The following is a 19,721-nucleotide window of genomic DNA, read 5'->3' on the forward strand; positions in this document are numbered from 1 at the left end:
ATCGGCGGACCGGCAAAAAGAGCGGTCGCCGCCGGCGTTTCGCCATCGCGCAAATTAAAAGACGCCCGGCCTCTCCACGAGACCGGGCGTCAATGATCCTCTTCCGGGACTAGAGGTACATAACCGGAAGAGGAATCTTGCGATCTGGCGGCCGCCGGTTCACCCGGTGACCTTTGCGCTGGTGGATCAGCCTGCCTTTGCCATATCGTTTCGGATGACGGTCCGAAGATCGTCGATGGGTTTCAGCACGCCGTCTTCCTCGTAGTGCCAGAAGGTCCAGCCATTGCAGGCATCGAACCCCTGCACCTTGGCGCCGAGACGATGGATCGAGCCGGCAGCGCCGCCCGAGGCCAGCGTGCCATCGGCGCGCACGATCGCGCTGTAACGGCGTTTTGCATCGGTCAGAACCTGACCGGGACGGATGAGGCCGCTCTCGACCAGCGTGTTGAAGGCGACGCGCGGTTCGGCCTTCTTGCCGGTCATGACGGTGAGTTCGGCGCCACCGAGCGGCTCGACAGCCTCGATACGGGCAGACGCCGCATCGATATAATCCTGCTCACGTTCGATGCCGACGAAGTTGCGGCCGAGACGTTTTGCCACCGCACCGGTCGTGCCCGAACCGAAGAACGGGTCGAGGATGATGTCGCCCGGCTTGGTGCAGGACATGATGACGCGGGCCAAGAGCGCTTCCGGCTTCTGAGTCGGATGCACCTTCTTGCCGTCGTCGCCCTTCAGGCGTTCGCCGCCAGAGCAGATCGGAAACAGCCAGTCGGAGCGCATCTGCACGTCGTCGTTCGATGCTTTCAGCGCATCGTAGTTGAACGTGTAGCCCTTGGATTTGGCATCGCGGCTGGCCCAGATCATCGTCTCATGGGCGTTCTGGAACCGGCGGCCCTTGAAGTTCGGCATCGGATTGGTCTTGCGCCAGACGATGTCGTTGAGGAGCCAGAAATTCAGGTCCTGCATGATCGCGCCGACGCGAAAGATGTTGTGGTAGGAGCCGATCACCCAGATCGTGCCATTGGGTTTAAGCACGCGGCGGCAGGCGAGCAGCCATGCGCGGGTGAAGGCATCGTACATTTCAAACGAGGCGAACTGGTCCCATTCGTCATCGACGGCATCGACGACGGAATGATCGGGCCGGTGCAGCGTGCCGCCGAGCTGCAGGTTATACGGCGGGTCGGCGAAGATGGCATCGACGGAATGATCCGGCAGGGCATTGAGAGCGGCGACGCAATCGCCCTTGATGATGGAGTTCAGCCAGTTCTTGGGCTGTTGACGGCTCGATGTGATGTCGGCCAGCGGGAATACGAACGCCATTTTGATACTCGCTCTACGCTTACTCGATACGTTTTTACTGTCTGTTATGGTTACTGATTTTGGTTACCAAAGACTGAAGGCGCGGAGGATTTCGGGAAAAGATTTGGATGTGGTAGGTGATGGCGGGATGCGGTAGGATGTTGGTCATGAAGCGCAACGAAGCCATCGAGAAGCTGAAAAGCCAGGCCGACGCGATCCGTGCACTAGGCGCGACCTCGCTTTACCTTTTCGGATCAGTGGCCCGCGACGAGGCCGGGCCGGACAGCGATCTGGACCTGTTCATCGATTATGATCCGCAAAGCCGTTTCAGCGCATTCGATCTGGTCGGAATCAAAATTTTTCTGGAGGAAGAGCTTGCCCTCGATGTCGATTTAACGACGCGGGACGGCCTTCATCCGATCCTGAAAGACCGGATCGAGGCTTCGGCGACGCAGGTCTTCTGATGGCGCGAGAATTTCGGCATTTCCTCCACGACATCCCCCATGCAATCACTGCCATCGAGACAGCCGTTACCGGCAAGACCTTCGAGGACTTCCAGAACGACACGATGCTGAAGTTTGGCGTGGAGCGCGCCATCGAAATCATTTCGGAAGCAAGCCGCCACATTCCCGACGATCTCCGCTCCACCCGCCCGGAAGTTCCCTGGCCAAAAGTTCGCGGCATCGGCAACGTGCTTCGGCACGAATACCATGGCCTGTCCGGCAAGATCATCTGGACGGTCATCGAGGACGAAATACCAAAGCTACGAGTCGCCATCGAAGCCATTCAACGGGAGGTCGGGCCGAACTGATTACCCCGCATGCGCCGCCCGACTGTCCTCCGGCACCTCCTCCCTTTCCGTCATCCCGTAATCGCGCAGCACATGCGCCACGCGCAGCCGGTAATCGGCGAAGATGCCGGCCCGGCCCGCCTTCTGGGCGGCGCGGTGGCTTTCGAGGTTGCGCCAGTGTTGCACCGCCGCCTCGTCGCGCCAGAAGGACAGCGACAGGATCTTGCCGCGATTGGTGAGGCTTTCGAACCGTTCGATGGAAATGAAGCCGTCGATCCCGTCGAGTTCCTTGCGCAATTCTCCGGCGATATCGAGATAATGATGGCGCTCACCCATGAAGGGATAGACTTCGAAGATGACGGCGATCATGGTTTCCCTCCCAGAGCATGCGGCAGCGACAGGTTTTTCAGAAAGATGCGGTCTTCCTTGAGGATGAACTTTTCGCGTTTGGCGAATTCGTAATTCTGCCGGCCCAGCGGGTCGCTCGCAAGATTGGCGCGATAGGCCTCGTAGGCGGCGAGGTCTTCGATATTGTAGACGCCGTAAGCGGTGGTCGCCGAACCCTCGTGCGGGCCGAAATAGCCGATCAGGTCGGCACCGTTGCGGGGAATGCATTGTCCCCACACCTTCGAATATTCGGCAAATTCCTCGCGCTTGAACGGGTCGATCTCGTAGCGGATGAAGCAGGTGATCATCGAAAACTTCCTTCTGTTGGTACGTCTCCTTTGCCACGTGCGTTTCCGCCGATGCTTCGGTTTTGATCGAAGCATGTCTGCGACATTCGTGCTAAAAGTCTCGCCATGAGAGATGGACCGGATATCGCCCGCCTAGGCACGCTGATCGGCGACCCCGCCCGCGCCAACATGCTGACAGCCCTGATGGGCGGGCAGGCCCTGACCGCGACCGAACTGGCGCAGGCCGCCGGCGTGTCGCTGCCGACCGCCAGCTCACACCTCTCCAAGCTGGAGGATGGCGGGCTGCTGTCGCAGCGCAAGCAGGGCCGGCACCGATATTTCACATTGGCCGATGCCGCCACGGGCGCGATGCTGGAAAGCCTGATGGGTTTTGCCGCAATCCGCGGCCATCTGCGCCACAGGCCCGGCCCAAAGGATCCCGCGCTGCGCAAGGCCCGCATCTGTTACGACCATCTCGCCGGCGATTTTGGCGTGCGCATGTTCGACAACCTGATCTGCGAAGGCGCGATCATCGCCAAGGGCGAAAATCTTGTGCTGAGTGAAATCGGTGCCGCGCGTGTCGCCGCACTCGGAATCGATGTCGAAAACCTGCATTCGACGCGCCGGCCCTTGTGCAAATCATGCCTCGACTGGAGCGAAAGGCGCTCACATCTGGCCGGTTCGCTCGGCAAGGCGCTTCTTGGCCATTTCATTGCGCATGGGTGGGCACGGCGGGTGGCCGATAGCCGGGTGATCGACTTCACACCCGAAGGCGAGCGCCGTTTTATGGCCGCTTTTCCGGTCGAATAGGTGCGTGCGCATTGTTCGGGCGGACGGCCTCGTGTAGATCGCCCAGATCCCCAACCTATCCCACACCACGAAGAGACTTACCCCATGAGCGGTTTCGACCTCATCATCTTCGACTGCGACGGCGTTCTGGTCGATTCGGAAATCATCGCGGCGCAGGTGGAATCCCGTCTGCTTACCGAAGCCGGCTATCCGATCAGCACCGAGGAAATGGGCGAGCGTTTTGCCGGCCTGACCTGGCGCGACATCCTTTTGCAGGTGGAAAAGGAAGCCGATATTCCGCTGTCTGCCTCGCTGCTCGACAAGTCGGAGAAACTGCTCGATGCCCGCCTTGCCCGCGATGTGAAGGTGATCGAGGGCGTAAAATTCGCGCTGGCGCGGCTGACCACGCAGCGCTGCATCTGCTCCAACTCCTCCTCGACCCGCCTCGACATGATGCTGACCAAGGTGGGCCTCAAACCCTATTTCGAAGGCCATATCTATTCGGCAAAGGATCTCGGTCCCGACCGGGTGAAGCCGAAGCCGGATATTTTCCTGCATGGCGCGCAACAGTTCGGCGTTGCGCCGGAGCGCTGCCTGGTGATCGAGGATTCGGTCCATGGCGTGCATGGCGCGCGGGCAGCCGGCATGCGCGTCATCGGCTTCACCGGGGCCTCGCATAGCTATCCGAGCCACGCCGACAAGCTCACCGATGCCGGCGCCGAAACGGTGATTTCGCGCATGGCCGACCTGCCCGCGATGGCGGCGGCGCTGGCCGAATGGGAAGTGGTCTGAGGAAGATTGTTTGAGGGCACATCGCCTCTCACGCTCCGGAGCACACGACCTCTTTACGTCATCCTCGGGCTTGTCCCGAGGATCTAACCCCCGCCTACGACGTCAGGCCGTTACAGATCCTCGGGACAAGCCCGAGCATGACGGCGGAGAACGCAGCGCGGCCCAACAGCACGCTCACCGCACCACGCACAAAAAAGCCGTCCGCGATGTCTCACAGACGGCTTTGAATATTTCGGTCGTCGAAAGCTCACCCCCGGCGGGCGGGCTTCTTCGCAGCCGCCTTGCCGGTATCGAAGCCGATGCGCACCGTGGTGAAGCGTGAAGCGCCGCCGACGGCATTGGGGATCGCGACATCCGGTTTCTGGAAGATGAACTGGCCGCTGCCTTCCGCCGGGATCGTCGCGGTGAAGGCGACCTTCTGCGAATAGATGACGTCATTGCCGTCCACCGCTTCGACCAGAACCGGCAGCGTCACGTCGCCGGTCTTGCCGGCGGCACCGGCCACGATGCGGCCCTGCGCCATCACGTTGACGGTCAGCGTCGTTTCGTTGGCGGTGCAGGAACGCGTCACGTCGGCAAAGGAGGCCTGGTAGATCAGCTTGCTGTCGTCGCCTTCTGCGGCCTTGCCGGCATAGGCGCGGTGGAAACCGGTATCGGTGCGGATCACCACCTGCGGGCAATAGGCCTGCACGACGGGCGTCACGGTCGCCTGCGCTTCGGCGCGGCCGGCGGCACCGAGATCCGGCGTGCTGCAACCAGTCACGGCCGCCAGAATGCAGACGCCGGCTGTTGCGCGCAAAACCGTCTTGAAAGATGCCGTGGTCGGGGATGTTTTTCCAGACACGTTACTCAACCCTCTTGCATTCTGATCCGCTGCATGGCCGATCATGGCTTGATCTGTGGCGCGACCGGACCCGTCCGGCACCCTTCAGGCCAAGGTCTATAGCAGCGGCAAAATCAAAAATCGATCCGTCGGCCGACGAAAATCCTCCGCCCGTTGAAACACATGGAATGCGGCGAAATTCGTGCGGCGGAACCGCTGCGGCACAATCCGGGCTCGCAATCCCCATCGCCTTTCTGTATTGAAGGCGCGACTTTGAAAAGCAGGCTTTCCGGAACCGTTGCTTGCCCGCGCAGCAACGCTTCCTTCTGGAGAACGAACTTCGTGGACTATATCTCGACCCGCGGCGAAGCACCCGCGCTCAGCTTTCGCGATGCACTCATGGCAGGTCTCGCCCGCGACGGCGGCCTTTACGTTCCGCGCGAATGGCCGACCTTCTCCAAAAAGGACATCAAGAGCCTGCGCGGCAGGACCTACCAGGAAATCGCCTTTGCGGTGATCAGCCGGTTCGTAGGTGACGAGATCGCCGCCGACAGGCTGCGGTCGATGATCGACGAAGCCTACGCCACATTCCGCCATCCGGCCGTGGTGCCGCTGGTGCAGACCGGCCCCAACGACTTCGTGCTCGAGCTTTTTCACGGCACCACGCTCGCCTTCAAGGACGTGGCGATGCAACTGCTCGCCCGGCTGATGGACCATGTTCTGGCCGAGCGCGGCGAGCGTGCCACGATCGTCGGCGCCACTTCGGGCGATACCGGCGGTGCTGCCATCGACGCCTTTGCCGGCCGCGAGCGCACCGATGTCTTCATCCTCTTCCCGCATGGCAAAGTGTCGCCGGTGCAGCAGCGCCAGATGACGTCTTCCGGTGCGGCCAACGTGCATGCCGTTGCAGTCAAGGGCAATTTCGATGACTGCCAGACCCTCGTGAAGGACATGTTCAACGACGTGGCCTTCCGCGAAAAGGTCGGCCTTTCCGGCGTCAACTCGATCAACTGGGCGCGCATCATGGCGCAGGTGGTCTATTACTTCACTTCCGCGCTGGCCCTCGGCGCGCCGGACAGAAAAATCTCCTTCACCGTGCCGACCGGCAATTTCGGCGATATCTTTGCCGGTTACGTGGCCAAGAAGATGGGCCTGCCCGTCGAGCGGCTGGCGATCGCCACCAATGACAACGACATTCTCGCCCGCACGCTGAAAACCGGCCGCTACGAGATGAAGGGCGTGCACGCCACGACCTCGCCCTCGATGGATATCCAGATTTCCTCCAATTTCGAACGTCTCCTGTTCGAGGCCTATGGTCGCGATGCCGGCGCCGTGCGCAGCGCCATGGCGAGCCTGAAACAGTCGGGCTCTTTCGAGATCCAGCCGGAAGCCCTGAAGAGCATCCGCCGCGAGTTCCGAGCCGCCCGCGCCACCGAAAAACAGGTTGCCGCGACAATCCGGGAAACGCTGGAACAGACCGGCTACCTCATCGACCCGCATACCGCGACCGGGGTTTTTGCCGCGAAAAAGTTTGCAAAGCCGGGCGTTCCGATGGTGACGCTGTCCACCGCGCACCCCGCCAAGTTCCCGGCCGCCGTAGAAAGCGCTTGCGGAATTTCTCCCGCCCTTCCACTATGGCTTGCTGATCTAATGACACGGGAGGAGCGTTTCGATCTCTTGGATGCCGACCTGAAGGCCGTCGAAGGCTTCATCGGCAAACACACTCGGGCCACGGCCTGAGGCGATCGATAGACGCCGGAGATATGGAATGAATGTTAATATCACCCGGCTTGCCTCCGGGTTGACCGTCGTCACCGAAAACATGCCGCATCTGGAAAGCGTTGCACTGGGCGTCTGGATCAAGTCCGGCTCGCGCAACGAGATGGAAGACGAGCACGGCATTGCCCATCTTCTCGAGCACATGGCCTTCAAGGGCACGGCGCGCCGCAGTGCGCGCGACATTGCCGAGGAGATCGAGAATGTCGGCGGCGAACTGAACGCTGCCACCTCGACCGAGACGACATCCTATTACGCCCGCGTCCTGCGCGACGACGTGCCGCTGGCGGTCGATATCCTTGCCGATATCCTCACTGAGTCGGCCTTCGATGAGGACGAACTGCAGCGCGAGAAGAACGTCATCCTGCAGGAAATTGGCGCGGCCAACGATACGCCCGACGATATCGTCTTCGACCGCTTTTCCGAGGTCGCCTATCGCGGCCAGACGCTCGGCCGGCCGATCCTCGGAACGCCGGACACGGTGCTGGCCTTCACGCCCGACAACATTCGCGGCTATCTTTCGCGCAATTACACCACCGACCGCATGTTCGTGGTCGCCGCCGGCGCGGTCGATCACGACGTCTTCGTGCGTCAGGTGGAACAGCGTTTCGCCTCGCTGCCACAGACCCCGTCGGCACCGCCGGTCATGGAAACCGCCCGCTATATCGGCGGCGACGTGCGCCAGACCCGCGACCTCATGGACACGCAGGTCCTGCTCGGTTTCGAGGGCAAGGCCTATCACATGCGGGATTTCTACTGCTCGCAGATTCTCGCCAATATTCTCGGCGGCGGCATGTCGTCCCGCCTCTTCCAGGAAGTGCGCGAGCATCGCGGCCTGTGTTATTCGGTCTATGCCTTTCACTGGGGCTTTTCCGATACCGGCATCTTTGGCATCCATGCGGCCACCGGTGCGCAGGACCTGCCGCAGCTGGTTCCGGTCATTCTCGACGAGCTGCGCAAGTCTTCCGAGGTCATGCATCAGGCGGAGATCGACCGTGCCCGCGCGCAGATCCGCGCCCAGTTGCTGATGGGCCAGGAAAGCCCCGGCGCCCGTGCCGGCCAGATCGCCCGCCAGATGCTGCTTTACGGCCGCCCGATCCCGAGCGGCGAAATGATGGAGCGCCTGGAAGGCATCACCACGGAGCGCCTGACCGATCTTGCCGGACGGCTGTTCTTCGATACGGTGCCGACCCTGTCCGCCATCGGCCCGGTGGAGACGCTGGCGCCGTTCGAGGACATCACGTCGGCGCTGTCAGCGCCGTCGACACACACACAGCAGGCCACCGGCTGATCCGGCCCGGCCGGCGCGCATGCCGCTCCGGCCACCGTCTTTCCTGCCGATGTCTCTGCCAAGCGAGGGCTATCGCATATGGACCGGGGACCGCACCGCCCGCTCCCATTGACCTTTCCGCCCGATGCCGCGATGCCGCAGATCGGGCAGGTTCCTTGCGGTGCTCCTGCGGAGTGCGGCGGAGTGCGCATGACATGACACGATCGGTGTTTCGGTTCCTGTCGCGACAGCCGGAGACGCCGGAACTTTACGGCGACCATCATCTGCTGCGCCTGCCGCGCTACGCCGATTACGGCCAATGGCACGCGGCGCGCGACGGCAGCCGCGATTTCCTGCAGCCCTGGGAGCCGACCTGGCGCGCCGACGAGCTGAGCGAAAGCGCGTTTCGCCTGCGCGTGCAGCGCAATGCACAGGAATTCGCTTCCGGCATCGCCGTGCCCTTCCTGCTGTTTCGGCGCCAGGACATGGCCCTCATGGGCGGGCTGACGGTGGGCTATATCCGCCGCGGTGCGGCGCAAAGCTGCATGATCGGCTACTGGATGAGCGAAAGATATGCCGGCCATGGCCATATGTTCGTCGCACTCAAGCTTGCAGTACCCTACATCCACAGCGGACTTCAGTTGCACCGCATCGAGGCAGCCTGTATTCCGGAAAACTGGAAAAGCGTGCGTCTTCTCGAGAAGGCCGGTTTCGAACGGGAAGGTCTGTTGCGAAAATACCTGAAGATCAACGGCGAGTGGCGCGACCACCTGATGTTTTCGAGACTTGCCGGTGCACCGGCGGTGGGCGACCGGGCCCCGAGTGACCAGAGCGCCTTGGGCGACGTCAGCCCTGCGGCAGTCGGTCAGGTCGCGTTCGATGGCACGGGACGGGACCAGACCAGCGCTACAAACGGCGGTTTCGGGAAGACCGATTTCGTGAAGACTGGCACACCATGACACAGACTGCCGCCCTCCCGACCCTGCAGCGCTTGCGCGCCGCGCCGGTCGTCGTCTTCCTCGCATCCCTCTGCCTCGCTTTTTTCCTTGCGGCACTGGCCTCGACCGGCGCGCAGGCCGCCGAACCGGTCAAGCTGTCGCGGGACGATACCGCGCTCGACCTGACGCCGACGACCGACATCTATGCCAACCAGGGCGAGGCCTTCCAGGTTTCCACCGCAGCCGGCGCCGACGGCATTCGCCGCCGTATCGAGGTGCGCGCCTCCTCCGATGCCCATCAGGGCGACTGGGCGGTATTCGCCCTCGCCAATGTCACCGACGAACAGCTGGAGCGCGTCATCGTCGCTCCGCATTTTCGTCTCGCCAGATCGCAGCTGTTCTGGCCCGATCTGGGGTCGCAGCGCATCATCGCCATCACCCCATCGGAAGGGTTTGCGCTCGATCGCATCGCCAGCCCGGATGCCGACGTCTTCCGCATCACGCTCAATCCCGGAGCCGTCATCACCTTCGTGGCCGAGCTTTCGACGCCGCAGCTGCCGCAGATCTACCTGTGGCAACCGGATGCCTACAAGGATTCGATCAACTCGTTTACGCTCTACAAGGGCATCGTGCTGGGCATTGCCGGCCTGCTTGCCGTGTTCCTGACCATCCTCTTCGTGGTCAAGGGCACATCCATGCTGCCCGCCGCCGCAGCCCTTGCCTGGGCGGTGCTCGCCTATGTCTGCGTCGATTTCGGCTTTCTGGAAAAACTCATATCGGTGACATCGAGCGATCAGCGCATATGGCGCGCCGGCGCGGAAGTGGCGCTTGCCTCCTCGCTCGTCATCTTCCTGTTCACCTATCTCAACCTCAACCGCTGGCACGTGCATCTGGGTTATGCCACCTTCGCCTGGATCATCGGCCTCGGCCTGCTCTTCGGCGTCGCCATCTACGACCCGTCGATCGCATCCGGCATTGCCCGCCTCTCCTTCGCGCTCACTGGCACGGCCGGCATCCTGCTGATCATCTATCTCGGCATCAACCGCTTCGACCGCGCCATCCTGCTCGTGCCGACATGGGCGATCCTGCTCGTCTGGCTGTTCGGCGGCTGGCTGACCGTCACGGGACGCCTCGACAACGACATCATCCAGCCAGCGCTGGGCGGCGGCCTGGTGCTGATAGTGCTTCTCATCGGCTTCACGGTCATGCAGCACGCCTTTGCCGGCGGCGCCTATCAACAGGGCCTGTTTTCCGATCTGGAACGGCAATCGCTGGCGCTGACCGGTTCGGGCGATACCGTCTGGGACTGGGATGTGGCGCGCGACCGGGTCATCACCACGCCGGACATCTCGACGCAGCTCGGGCTTTCGGCCGGCGCCATGCACGGGCCGGTGCGCAACTGGATCCCGCGCCTGCATCCGGATGACCGCGACCGCTTCAAGGCAACGCTCGACGTGCTTCTGGAACACCGTCGCGGTCGCCTCAACCACGAATTCCGCATCCGCGCCGAGGATGGCCATTTCCACTGGCTGCAGATCCGCGCCCGGCCGGTTCTCGGCTCCAACGGCGAGATCATCCGCTGCGTCGGCACCGTCGTCGATGTCACGGAGCAGAAGAATTCCGTCGAGCGGCTCTTGCAGGACGCGCTGCACGACAACCTCACCGGCCTGCCTAACCGTCAGGTCTTTCTCGACCGCCTGCAATCTGTCCTGACCATCGCGGCTGCCAGCGACGGCGTGCGCCCGACCGTGCTGTCGATCGATATCGACCGTTACAAGCAGGTGAACGACAGCCTCGGCATCGCAGCGGGCGACAATATCCTCATTGCGCTCACCCGCCGCCTGCGCCGCCTCCTGAAGCCGCAGGATACGCTGGCCCGCCTTTCCGGCGACGAATTCGGCCTCATCCTCGTCTCCGAGCGCGATCCGGCCAAGGTGGCGGATTTTGCCGATGCCGTGTCGAAGGCGATCATGGTGCCGATCAATTTTGCGCACCGCGAGATCATCCTGACCGCCTCGATCGGCCTCGCCTCGTGGGTGGACCAGCAGGAAAACGCGCAAGGGCTCTTGAGCGACGCCGAGCTTGCCATGTACCGGGCGAAACGCGCCGGCGGCAACCGTGTGGAACCGTTCCGTCCAGCCTTCCGCTCCACCGGCACCGACCGCCTGCTTCTGGAAACCGATCTGCGCCGCGCACTGGACCGCAAGGAACTGACCATGGCCTACCAGCCGATCATCCGGCTGGACAATGGCGAGATTGCCGGTTTCGAGTCTCTGATGCGCTGGGAGCACCCCAAGCGCGGCACCATTCCGCCCAGCGAGTTCATCCCGATCGCCGAAATGTCGGACCTGATCGGCCCGCTCGGCCTGTTCGCGCTCGACCGTTCCGCCAACGACCTGAAGGACTGGGAAACCCAGACCGGCGTGCTTCCGATCTTCATGTCGGTCAACCTGTCGAGCGCGCAGCTCATCAACAACGACCTTTGCAACGACGTGCGCTCGATCCTGGCGCGCACCCATTGCGAACCGAGCCGGTTCAAGCTCGAACTGACCGAATCCGTGATGATGGAAAACCCGGAACAGGCCCGGCTTGTTCTCAACAAGCTCAAGGAAACGGGCTTAAGCCTCGCGCTCGACGATTTCGGTACCGGCCATTCCTCGCTCGCCTATCTGACGCAGTTCCCGTTCGACACGATCAAGCTCGACAAGGCGCTGGTGGCGGGTGCGGCCGAAAAGCGGGCGCTCTTGCTCCGCTCGGTGATCGCGATGGCGCGTTCGCTGGAAATGGTGGTGGTGGCCGAGGGCGTGGAAACCGACGAGGACGCCGCCGATCTGGTGAAGATGGGCTGCCATTACGGCCAGAGCTACCTGTTCGGCCCGCCAATGGATGCGGCTTCGGTGCAAAGGCTGCTGAAGGAGCGGTTTCCGTTGACGAAGCGGGCGTGAGGGGGTGGGTGATGGTCGTCATTGCGACCGGCCGTCATCCACCTCGACAACAAAACCACCACAGAGAAATTCGAAGGCGTCCTGCTCCTCATCAAATACGCGAAATCGTATCTCTGGAAAGTGCGGTGATCTTTCTGGTTCTATCTGCAAACCAATGCCGGAGAGGGTCAGCATATTTCCTGGCCGGAATTCCACACATTGATCGAAATGAACGGTGAGACGACGCGTGCCTGTCGGGTTCGCCATCACCAATTTGATGAACAGAAAAACACAATCCGCCGATCGCGTGATCACAAGCTCATCGATACGGCGATAATCCCAGCATCTGGCCAGTGAAAGCTGTTCAAGCTTGTCTATCAGCATAAGACCTTCTCGGTAAACAAAACGGCGATTGCCGGTGGGTTTCGATCAAGCTTGCATCGGTAGGATAGAGAAATCCAAATGCGTTTTCTGAGATCCTTACTCAAATCGTTTTTCATACGGACTGATCAGATGCAGATTTCGCGCGAACTGTCCGATTTCCTTCGCCGATTCGATCATTTCAACGACAGCGTGATCGAATCCATATCCGTCGATTACGCCAGTGACCAACCCCTATCTCGCATTCGCATTGTCCTGACCTGCCAGGATGACCTCGCCGACAAGCAGACCTGGAGACGTTGCGTCTTCGATTTCCGAAAGGTTCAGGAGTTCAGGATCGGGCAGGACATGAACAGATCGTCCTGTATCATATCCTTCGGCTTGGCCGCCACAATGGACGCCGGCTTGACCTATGTGGACTTCAACTGTCTCGGAGACACGGAGCGGACAATCGATCAGGTGCGTTCGTCCGGCTTCTTTATCGGCGCGGAAACCGTCAGATTTGGCACTCTGGACAATTAGTTCGGCTTGAGCCTTCTTGCCTCCCACTGCCTCATGTTCTCCAGCGCGTTCTCGAACATTCCATCGATATGGTCCTTGCATTTAAGCCGTATCGCCGTCTGGTCCAGTTTCTGCCGGATATCTTCCGGCGTTCTGCCATGGGCGATCCCGGCTGGGACATTGTGGAATACATCCGCAAGGGTTTGCGCCTTGCGCACATTGTCCGCCGCCCTGATTTCTAACAGTGCGTAACCCAGAACTTTCAGAAGGAGTTTGTAATCATCGCTTTGTGCCGTCATTTAAATCTCCCTGTTATGTGATTGTGCGCATCCCTGAAGTTTACGGAGACTGGTTGCAGCCACCTTCCGTTCGCTGTTTTTTCTGAGTCAAAATGACCCGATCGTTACTGCGTCGATCAGCGTGGAGAAACCATCCGTCTCAGCCATGCGGGCGGATTCCTGGGCAGGAGTGCTGTCGCGAAAGAGGTGTGGGAAATCCACGATGCTGGCAGACCGAAGATCCGCTCCGTCGGCCTCCGGCTGTCGCAGAATGTGCTAGATAACCGACACGATAGCGGCCAGCGTTCGTCCTGCGTACATCTCAAACGTCACACCGCTCTGCAGCAGATGATGCGGCGCTGTCTCGACCAGAAAGCGGGCAGTGCCCCGGTCGAGTTTCTCGAATTCGAGCACCACGCTCCAGCTTTCATCCGCCGAATTCGGATCTGTCCCAAATCTGGCGGGCGCCACATATCGCCCTGGCGCCGTCATCCTGCCGATGGCGGCATCACTCCAAACGATCTTCACGTTGCATCGCATTTATCTCTTCCCGGTGTGCGCCGGCACAGTATCGCGTTTGCACCCCCAAGCAACGCCCCCTCACCGCCCCCGATGCACCAGCCCATGAATAAACTCCATCTTCGCCACCACGGTCGGGCCCAGAATGAACGGATAGAGATCCGGCACGCCCATCGAGCGGTGCATGGCGTTGAGCGCGACGCTGAACGGGATCCAGGCCGAGACCAGCTGTTCGGCGTCGTGGGCGAAATAGGGGTTGAAGGCCACTTCGGCCGCCATTTCCTCATGTCCGCGCGGTTCCACCACCATGCCGAAGGCGCGGGCGGTTTCCAGCGTGTCGACGATGTGCACGTAATGCGCAAAGGTCTCGGCAAAATCCTCCCACGGATGGGCGCTGGCATAGGTGCTGATGAAATCCTCCTGCCAGTCCTGTGGTGGGCCTTCCTCGTAATTGCGCTTCAGCGCCTGCGAATAATCCGCCCGCTCATCTCCGAAAGCCAGACGAAACGGATCGAGCCGGTCGCGGTCGCGCACCAGCTTGTCCCAGATGAAGTGGCCGACCTCGTGGCGGAAATGGCCGAGCATGGTGCGGTAGGGTTCGTTCATCGCGACGCGGATCTGTTCGCGGGTGGCATCGTCGGCTTCGGCAGCGCGGATGGCGATCAGGCCGTCCTCGTGGCCGGTCATCGGCACGATCACGCTGCCGTCCGGCCGTCGCTCGTCGACCAGAAAATCGAAGACCAAGCCGCCCTGCGGGTCCTGCGCCCGCGTCGTCAGGGGAAGGTCCCATTTCAGCAGCGAATAGAACAGGTGTCGCTGCGCCTGGCCGATACGGCGCCATTGCTGCAATCCCTCTTCCGTTGCGGCATCGGGCACCAGGCGGTTGTGGCGACAGGCGGCGCAAAACACCTCGCTGCTACCCGCCGGCACCGTCCAGTTGCAGATGTCGTGATCCGCATTGGCGCAGAAGATCACCCGCTCATGCGGGTTAGACACGAGCCGCCAGCCGCCTTGTCCCGCGTCTGCGCCAAGCTCCTCGGCCTCGTCATCCTCCTTTTCGAGCGCATGCAGGGTCAGCCGCTCCGGCACGAAGCCGAGGCGGTGGCCGCAATGGATGCAGCTGCGATTGTCGAAATGGATCGGCTGACCGCAATGGTCGCAGTCGAAGAGGCGCATGACATATCCTGTCGGCACGAACGGCATTAAGATCGAACGGCAAGGCAAATCGAACGGGATGGCAGATACAGAAAACCTGCCCCGGCGGATGCCGAAACAGGCTTTCTGGACGTCGCTGGCACCCGCAAAGGCGCCGGTCTGCATCAAGACATCGGATCAGGCGCGATCGACGATGTCCTTGACGCCTTCCTTGGCCTTGCCCTTGGCCTGCTGGGCGTGGCCCTTGGTTTCCTGGGCAGCACCCTTGGCGCGCAGGGAGTCGTTGTCGGTCGCCTTGCCGGCGGCCTGCTTGACCTTGCCTGCTACTTCGTTGCCCTTGCCGGCCATCTTGTCAGCGGTGCTTCCCATTGTCGTTCTCCTTGGTTGTGGTGCTTTTTTCTTCGGCACCGTGTCTGCACAAACAACGAGCGACATGTTTTTTTGTTCCGCCGGGCGCGAAGACCACTTGCCCTCGCGGCCGCGCATGGCCGATCAGGCGTGACCGCTATCCGTCGACAGCATGGCCGGGCTCACCCCCATCGAGGCAAGCGCACGTTCGTATTTGCCCTCCAGGCCGTGGTCGAAGATCATCGCCTCGGTGGCCGGGCAGTTCAGCCAGCCATTGCCGGCAATCTCGGCCTCGAGCTGCCCCGGTCCCCAGCCGGCATAGCCCAGCATCATCGTGGCGCGTGCCGGTCCGCGGTCCTCGCTGATGGCGCGAATGACGTCGAGCGTCGCCGTCAGCGAAATCTCGTCGCTGATCGGAATGCTGCTGTCGCCGACATAATCGTCCGAATGGAGCACGAAGCCGCGGCCCGTTTCCACGGGCCCGCCCGACAGGATCGGGAAGGCGCGGGTCTTTTCGGGCAAGAGGATGGCATCGTGCTCGTCGAGCATCTTGAGATGCAGAAGCACGTCGACAAAGGAAATCTGCTGCGGCCGGTTGATGATGAAGCCCATGGCGCCATCGGCCGAATGGGCACAGATATAGACAACCGCGCGCGCGAAATTGCCATCCTCCATGCCCGGCATGGCAATCAGGAACTGACCGTCGAGAAAGCCGCGTTCGCGTTTGTCTCCAAGCGTCGGGAAATCCATCCTGCCTCCAGCCTGCTACCCGGCCGGAGTGCCGACGGGTAGCGTCAGTTTGCGTCTATCAAAGCAACATGGGTCACGCATCGGCTGCAATCAACCGAAAATGATTGGGTTTTTGTGATGTTGACTGGCCCGCACCGGCAAGATGCAATAGGTGCAGAGGGATGAGCATCACCCTGCCCTATCCGGATACCATTGCCAGCCGTGCCCGGCCGATCCGCCGCGCGGTCCGGTCTTCCGCCGCCCTCATTGGCCGGGTCAGCGCTTTTGCGCTCGTCGTCGCCGGGCTTGCCGCGCCCGTGTGCCTGCCGGTCGCCGCCACAGCGGAAACGACGGCATGGGCGCAGAACGAAGGCGGGCGGATGCGCATCGTCACCCTGCCGCCGGATGCGGCCGGACGGGTGCGCGGCGGGCTGGAGATCGAGCCGAAGCCGGGCTGGATCACCTATTGGCGCGAACCGGGCGAGGCCGGCATCCCGCCCAGACTGTCGCTGGCCGACGGTGCCGCGGCAACGATCGGCGACATCGAATTTCCGGTGCCGCGTCGCGTCGGCGACGGCAAGCTTCTCGATATCGGATACGACAAGCCCGTGACGCTGCCGTTCGAACTGACGGTCGCCGATCCGCAGACGCCGCAACCCGTGACGGTCTCGGGCTTCATCGGCCTTTGCCGCGAGATATGCATTCCCTTCCAGGCGGATTTTGCGCTGCAGCTGAAACCGCAGCCGATAACGCCGCCGGAGGAATTCATGATCCTCCAGCGGGCTGGCGCCTTCCTGCCGGATCCGCCCTCGATGGATTTCGCCGTCACTCATTATGCGCTGACGGACGCACAGAAGACCCTGCAACTGGCGTTGCGTTTGCCGCAGGGCACGCGCGCGCCGCCGCAGGTTCTGGTGACAGGACCGGAAGGCTACGTGCTGTTCGACGAGGCGGGCGGGCGGCGCGAGGGCGACAGTTACATGGTCGACATGCCGATCGCGCGCCTGCCCGTCAGATACGAGATGCGCGGCAAGCGATGGACCATTCTGGTGATCGCCGGCACCCGGTCCATGCAGACTTCGCTGGCCTTCGACTGAACAGGACGTCGCCTGGTTTGCTGTAGCTCTCCTGCCCGGCTTTGCGTTATCGCTCGTGCCTGCCGCGCCTTGCCAAGATCGTCGCGCCGCCTATAGTCGGCGCGCCTGACCTTTGTCAGGAATGCGCACACAGGAGACCGACATGACGATTTCGATCGGCGAGAAGCTGCCGCAGGCGACTTTCAGGGAAAAGACGGCGGACGGCCCCGCCGAGGTGACGACCGAGGATCTGTTTGCCGGCAAGCGCGTCGTGCTGTTTGCCGTGCCCGGCGCGTTCACGCCCACCTGCACGCTCAACCACCTGCCCGGTTATCTGGAAAATCGCGAGGCGCTGATCGCCAAGGGGGTCGACGAGATCGCCGTCGTTTCCGTCAACGACTGGCATGTGATGGGCGCCTGGGCGCAACAGTCCGGCGGCCTTGGCAAGATCCATTTCCTTGCCGATTTCGACGCGGCCTTCACCAGGGCCATCGGGCTTGACGCGGACCTTTCCGCCGGCGGGCTCGGCGTCCGTTCCAGGCGGTATGCGATGCTGGTCGAGGACGGCGTGGTCAAGTCGCTCGATATCGAGGACAGCCCCGGACAGGCCACTGTTTCCGGTGCCCAGGCGATGCTCGACAGGCTCTAAGCCGGTCGGCGGCCAGCAGCGGTCAGCTGGCCAGGCGGCACCGCAGACGCGAAGGGCGCTTCCGGCGCCCTTTCTCATATCTCCAGATCGAAGACCAGAAGACCCGCCAGCCCGCCCTCGGCGGCGGCCACGATCCGTTCGCCCAGCGCCACGTGATCGGGATGGGCGAGATAGGCGTCACGCGCCTCGGCCGTTTCGAACGTGACGACCAGCGCATCCTCGAAACCGCCGCCCAGCCCCTCGGGCGACACATTGGGGCCAAAGCGGATGTCGACAATGCCGGAAAGCCTGTCCTTCAGCGCGGCCGCCGCATCGAAGATCTCCTTCTTGCGGGCCTTGTCGGTGGTGCTCTTGAAGCGGATGAGGACGGTGTGCAGGATCATGGGATCGGTTCTCCGGAAATCGTCCGCTCAGAGATAGGTTGCCCGGCCCGCTGCGCCAATAGAGCGGCCGGGCACGGACCGGCCTATTTCACCAGAAGCGACCGCCCGAGCGAGGACGTCTTGAACGGCGCCATGCCGAGGCGGGCCAGCTCGTCGGCGCGTTCGTTTTCGGGATGGCCGGCATGGCCCTTGACCCAGTGCCATTTCACCTCGTGGCGCTGGTTTGCGGCATCGAGCCGCTGCCAGAGTTCGCCATTCTTGACCGGCTTCTTGTCAGCGGTCTTCCAGCCATTCTTCTTCCAGCCGAAAATCCATTTCGATATGCCGTCCATGACATATTTGCTGTCGGTATAAAGATCGACCTCGCAGGCGCTCTTGAGCGCATCGAGCGCCGAAATCGCCGCCAGCAGTTCCATCCGGTTATTGGTGGTCTGCGCCTCGCCGCCATTGAGTTCCTTCAGCGTTTCGCCATAGCGCAGGATGGCGCCCCAGCCGCCGGGGCCGGGATTGCCCGAACAGGCGCCATCGGTGAAGATCTCGACCTGTTTCATGCCATCTCTCCGGAAATGCCGTAGGCGGCAACAGTATCGACCGCCGCGTGGAAGCGCAGCTTGCGCAGATATTCGAGCGGGTCCTTCTTGACCACCAGCGCGCCTTCCGGCGTCGTCAGCCAGTCGTAAAGGCGGGTAAGAAAGAAACGCAGCGCCGATCCGCGCGCAAGGGTCGGCAGGGCGGCGAGTTCATCGGCGCTCAGCGGTCGCACCGACTGGTAGCCTTCGAGCAGCGCCTTGCCCTTGGTGACGTTATAGGCGCCGTCCTTTTCGAAACACCACGCATTGAGGCAGATCGAGACGTCATAGGCCAGCATGTCGTTGCAGGCGAAATAGAAATCGATCAGGCCCGACAGCTCATCACCGAGGAAGAACACGTTATCCTGAAACAGATCGGCATGGATGACGCCGGAAGGCAGGTTGTTCGGCCAATGGGCAGACAGGTAATCGAGCTCGCCAGCAATCTCGTCCTGCAGGCCGGGCTCCACCTCGTCGGCGCGATCAGCGGATTTCTGCCAGAGCGTAACCCAGCCTTTGAGCGACAGCGCGTTCGGCCGTCTGATCTCGAACCCCTCGCCGGCCAGGTGCATGCGCGCCAGCGCCGCCCCGACTTCGCGGCAATGTTTCGCCTCGGGCTTGCGCAGCCACATGCCTTCGAGAAACGAAATCAGCGCCGCCGGACGGCCCGACAATTCGCCCAGAAGTTCACCATCCTTGCGCGGCAGCGGCAGCGGGCAGTTGAGGCCGCGATCGGCCAGATGCTGCATCAGGCCGAGGAAGAAGGGCAGATCGGATTTCTCCACGCGCTTCTCATAGAGCGTGAGGATCAGCGGATCCTTCGTTGTATGCAGGAGGAAATTCGAATTCTCGACGCCTTCGGCGATGCCCTTGTAGGATGTCAGCGCGCCGACGTCATACTGGCCAAGGAAATTCTTGAGGTCGGTTTCGGTGATGTCGGTATAGACGGCCAATGTGTTTTCTCACAAATTTTTCATGGCCCGGCAGTATCGCGTGCCGGACAATTTGCGCAATCCGTTCGGAGGCGAAGGCCACCAGATATCCTGCCTTATGACCAG

Annotated in this window: 23 protein-coding genes and 1 pseudogene; 11 read left to right on the forward strand and 13 right to left on the reverse strand. The window is 62.0% G+C overall.

All coding sequences use genetic code 11. The features are described from left to right. Positions 1-186 precede the first annotated feature (186 nt). On the reverse strand, positions 187-1,320 hold the full coding sequence (locus ACQKKX_RS18755) for a site-specific DNA-methyltransferase (protein ID WP_427572820.1): 1,134 nt from the start codon (positions 1,318-1,320) through the stop codon (positions 187-189). Positions 1,321-1,466: 146 nt separating this feature from the next. Between ACQKKX_RS18755 and ACQKKX_RS18760 the strand changes: the two genes are divergently transcribed. Both ACQKKX_RS18760 and ACQKKX_RS18765 read left to right on the forward strand, forming a co-directional pair. Further along, entirely contained in the window at positions 1,467-1,763 is a 297-nt protein-coding gene (locus ACQKKX_RS18760) for a nucleotidyltransferase family protein (RefSeq protein WP_427572821.1), read from the forward strand. Beyond that, on the forward strand, positions 1,763-2,110 hold the full coding sequence (locus ACQKKX_RS18765) for a HepT-like ribonuclease domain-containing protein (protein ID WP_427572822.1): 348 nt from the start codon (positions 1,763-1,765) through the stop codon (positions 2,108-2,110). Before ACQKKX_RS18760 ends, ACQKKX_RS18765 begins: the two co-directional genes overlap by 1 nt. On the opposite strand, the gene ACQKKX_RS18770 is transcribed toward ACQKKX_RS18765, so the two are convergent. Both ACQKKX_RS18770 and ACQKKX_RS18775 read right to left on the reverse strand, forming a co-directional pair. Then, positions 2,111-2,458, reverse strand: a complete 348-nt coding sequence (locus ACQKKX_RS18770; protein WP_427572824.1) for an antibiotic biosynthesis monooxygenase family protein — start codon at positions 2,456-2,458, stop codon at positions 2,111-2,113. It lies immediately after the preceding gene. Continuing rightward, complete coding sequence (locus ACQKKX_RS18775; protein WP_427572826.1) at positions 2,455-2,784, reverse strand: NIPSNAP family protein; 330 nt, start codon at positions 2,782-2,784, stop codon at positions 2,455-2,457. Before ACQKKX_RS18775 ends, ACQKKX_RS18770 begins: the two co-directional genes overlap by 4 nt. Before the next feature lie 105 nt (positions 2,785-2,889). Between ACQKKX_RS18775 and ACQKKX_RS18780 the strand changes: the two genes are divergently transcribed. Beyond that, on the forward strand, positions 2,890-3,573 hold the full coding sequence (locus ACQKKX_RS18780) for an ArsR/SmtB family transcription factor (RefSeq protein ID WP_427572828.1): 684 nt from the start codon (positions 2,890-2,892) through the stop codon (positions 3,571-3,573). Positions 3,574-3,657: 84 nt separating this feature from the next. Next, positions 3,658-4,344 carry an HAD family hydrolase gene (locus ACQKKX_RS18785; RefSeq protein ID WP_427572830.1) on the forward strand — a complete coding sequence of 229 codons (687 nt, stop codon included), beginning with the start codon at positions 3,658-3,660 and terminating at the stop codon, positions 4,342-4,344. A 247-nt stretch (positions 4,345-4,591) separates the two neighbouring features. On the opposite strand, the gene ACQKKX_RS18790 is transcribed toward ACQKKX_RS18785, so the two are convergent. Continuing rightward, entirely contained in the window at positions 4,592-5,188 is a 597-nt protein-coding gene (locus ACQKKX_RS18790; RefSeq protein WP_427572832.1) for a PilZ domain-containing protein, read from the reverse strand. A gap of 321 nt (positions 5,189-5,509) precedes the next feature. Between ACQKKX_RS18790 and thrC the strand changes: the two genes are divergently transcribed. The 4 genes and pseudogenes from thrC to ACQKKX_RS18810 all read left to right on the forward strand — a co-directional run bounded on the left by thrC (position 5,510) and on the right by ACQKKX_RS18810 (position 12,096). Continuing rightward, the gene (gene thrC, locus ACQKKX_RS18795) at positions 5,510-6,907 is read left to right on the forward strand and encodes a threonine synthase (RefSeq protein WP_427572834.1); all 1,398 of its coding nucleotides are present in this window, start codon (positions 5,510-5,512) and stop codon (positions 6,905-6,907) included. Positions 6,908-6,935: 28 nt separating this feature from the next. After that, complete coding sequence (locus tag ACQKKX_RS18800; protein WP_427572835.1) at positions 6,936-8,234, forward strand: M16 family metallopeptidase; 1,299 nt, start codon at positions 6,936-6,938, stop codon at positions 8,232-8,234. A 194-nt stretch (positions 8,235-8,428) separates the two neighbouring features. Then, positions 8,429-9,004: pseudogene (locus tag ACQKKX_RS18805) on the forward strand (GNAT family N-acetyltransferase); the annotation flags it as partial. Between the two features lie 164 nt (positions 9,005-9,168). Next, entirely contained in the window at positions 9,169-12,096 is a 2,928-nt protein-coding gene (locus ACQKKX_RS18810; RefSeq protein WP_427572837.1) for an EAL domain-containing protein, read from the forward strand. Between the two features lie 18 nt (positions 12,097-12,114). Here the strand turns inward: ACQKKX_RS18810 and ACQKKX_RS18815 are convergent, their stop codons facing one another. Next, on the reverse strand, positions 12,115-12,459 hold the full coding sequence (locus ACQKKX_RS18815; protein ID WP_427572839.1) for a hypothetical protein: 345 nt from the start codon (positions 12,457-12,459) through the stop codon (positions 12,115-12,117). A 129-nt stretch (positions 12,460-12,588) separates the two neighbouring features. Between ACQKKX_RS18815 and ACQKKX_RS18820 the strand changes: the two genes are divergently transcribed. Continuing rightward, positions 12,589-12,978 carry a hypothetical protein gene (locus tag ACQKKX_RS18820; protein ID WP_427572841.1) on the forward strand — a complete coding sequence of 130 codons (390 nt, stop codon included), beginning with the start codon at positions 12,589-12,591 and terminating at the stop codon, positions 12,976-12,978. Here ACQKKX_RS18820 and ACQKKX_RS18825 read toward each other — a convergent pair. The 5 genes from ACQKKX_RS18825 to ACQKKX_RS18845 all read right to left on the reverse strand — a co-directional run bounded on the left by ACQKKX_RS18825 (position 12,975) and on the right by ACQKKX_RS18845 (position 16,007). Further along, positions 12,975-13,256, reverse strand: coding sequence for a hypothetical protein (locus tag ACQKKX_RS18825; protein WP_427572843.1), 282 nt, complete (start codon positions 13,254-13,256; stop codon positions 12,975-12,977). The genes ACQKKX_RS18820 and ACQKKX_RS18825 overlap by 4 nt on opposite strands. Before the next feature lie 255 nt (positions 13,257-13,511). Next, positions 13,512-13,763 carry a hypothetical protein gene (locus tag ACQKKX_RS18830; RefSeq protein WP_427572845.1) on the reverse strand — a complete coding sequence of 84 codons (252 nt, stop codon included), beginning with the start codon at positions 13,761-13,763 and terminating at the stop codon, positions 13,512-13,514. Between the two features lie 72 nt (positions 13,764-13,835). After that, complete coding sequence (locus tag ACQKKX_RS18835; RefSeq protein ID WP_427572847.1) at positions 13,836-14,930, reverse strand: zinc-binding metallopeptidase family protein; 1,095 nt, start codon at positions 14,928-14,930, stop codon at positions 13,836-13,838. 156 nt (positions 14,931-15,086) lie between these two features. Beyond that, positions 15,087-15,278 carry a CsbD family protein gene (locus ACQKKX_RS18840; RefSeq protein WP_427572849.1) on the reverse strand — a complete coding sequence of 64 codons (192 nt, stop codon included), beginning with the start codon at positions 15,276-15,278 and terminating at the stop codon, positions 15,087-15,089. 123 nt (positions 15,279-15,401) lie between these two features. Next, positions 15,402-16,007, reverse strand: coding sequence for a YqgE/AlgH family protein (locus ACQKKX_RS18845; protein ID WP_427572851.1), 606 nt, complete (start codon positions 16,005-16,007; stop codon positions 15,402-15,404). Positions 16,008-16,168: 161 nt separating this feature from the next. Between ACQKKX_RS18845 and ACQKKX_RS18850 the strand changes: the two genes are divergently transcribed. Then, positions 16,169-17,083, forward strand: coding sequence for a protein-disulfide reductase DsbD domain-containing protein (locus ACQKKX_RS18850; protein ID WP_427572853.1), 915 nt, complete (start codon positions 16,169-16,171; stop codon positions 17,081-17,083). Positions 17,084-17,225: 142 nt separating this feature from the next. Then, complete coding sequence (locus tag ACQKKX_RS18855; RefSeq protein WP_427572855.1) at positions 17,226-17,711, forward strand: peroxiredoxin; 486 nt, start codon at positions 17,226-17,228, stop codon at positions 17,709-17,711. A 74-nt stretch (positions 17,712-17,785) separates the two neighbouring features. Here the strand turns inward: ACQKKX_RS18855 and ACQKKX_RS18860 are convergent, their stop codons facing one another. From ACQKKX_RS18860 to ACQKKX_RS18870, 3 genes are all read right to left on the reverse strand, one after another. Beyond that, positions 17,786-18,094 (reverse strand): Dabb family protein, encoded by a 309-nt coding sequence (locus ACQKKX_RS18860; RefSeq protein WP_427572856.1) that lies wholly within the window; start codon positions 18,092-18,094, stop codon positions 17,786-17,788. A gap of 83 nt (positions 18,095-18,177) precedes the next feature. Beyond that, positions 18,178-18,645 (reverse strand): ribonuclease HI, encoded by a 468-nt coding sequence (rnhA, locus tag ACQKKX_RS18865; protein WP_427572858.1) that lies wholly within the window; start codon positions 18,643-18,645, stop codon positions 18,178-18,180. Further along, positions 18,642-19,616: a homoserine kinase gene (locus ACQKKX_RS18870; protein WP_427572860.1), complete on the reverse strand. Its 975-nt coding sequence runs from the start codon at positions 19,614-19,616 to the stop codon at positions 18,642-18,644. The genes rnhA and ACQKKX_RS18870 overlap by 4 nt, the downstream gene beginning before the upstream one ends. Positions 19,617-19,721 lie beyond the last annotated feature (105 nt).

Source organism: Neorhizobium sp. NPDC001467, assembly GCF_050275975.1.
Lineage (GTDB): Bacteria > Pseudomonadota > Alphaproteobacteria > Rhizobiales > Rhizobiaceae > Neorhizobium.